Origin of the sequence: Leisingera sp. ANG59, assembly GCF_013317235.1 — a bacterium.
Taxonomy (GTDB): Bacteria; Pseudomonadota; Alphaproteobacteria; order Rhodobacterales; family Rhodobacteraceae; genus Leisingera.
The window spans coordinates 1-530 of sequence record NZ_WLCM01000108.1; the positions used below are offsets into that span (position 1 = coordinate 1).

A 530-nucleotide genomic window follows, 5' to 3' on the forward strand; every position below is an offset into this window, starting at 1 on the left:
AGCGCTGTAGCCCTTCATCAGTCAGCACGACAGATTTGGCCCGGTTAACCGGGTCATGGATCAAACCCTTCCGATGCAATCGATCCAGTGCCGACCAGTCCATTCCCTTCCAGGCGCGACGCTCATCATGCAGCGTCAACCAGAGCAGTCCCAGAACCGCGTCGTCGATCTTGTCCTCGTCGATCTCCATGAACAACGGGTATCACATCACAGCGCCAATGGGACCGCGGTCTTCGCCGGAGCCTTACGATGCGCCGGGCGGGCATCAGCTTGAACTTGTTGGGGATCTGGCCGGGCTGCTGCGTCTTGCAGCGGCTGCGGAAGGCCCGGACACGAAGAAGGCTCCGGACGGTTTGCCCGAAGCCTTTGATATATCTGAGGAAATTGTGTTGGTTGCGGGAGCAGGATTTGAACCTGCGACCTTCAGGTTATGAGCCTGACGAGCTACCTGGCTGCTCCATCCCGCGGCAGGTTTTTTGTTGCATCGTTTAAGAGAGGTTTTGTTGGATTTTACTAGGTTTGGCGGTGAC

General features: G+C 57.0%; 1 protein-coding gene and 1 tRNA gene. Both read right to left on the reverse strand.

Features of this window, described 5'->3' with window-relative positions; genetic code table 11:
- The coding region (locus GKC28_RS26150) for a DUF6429 family protein (RefSeq protein WP_174148167.1) at positions 1-190 on the reverse strand (190 nt) is incomplete at its 3' end.
- A gap of 200 nt (positions 191-390) precedes the next feature.
- A tRNA-Met gene (locus GKC28_RS26155) sits at positions 391-467 on the reverse strand.
- Positions 468-530: the final 63 nt, after the last annotated feature.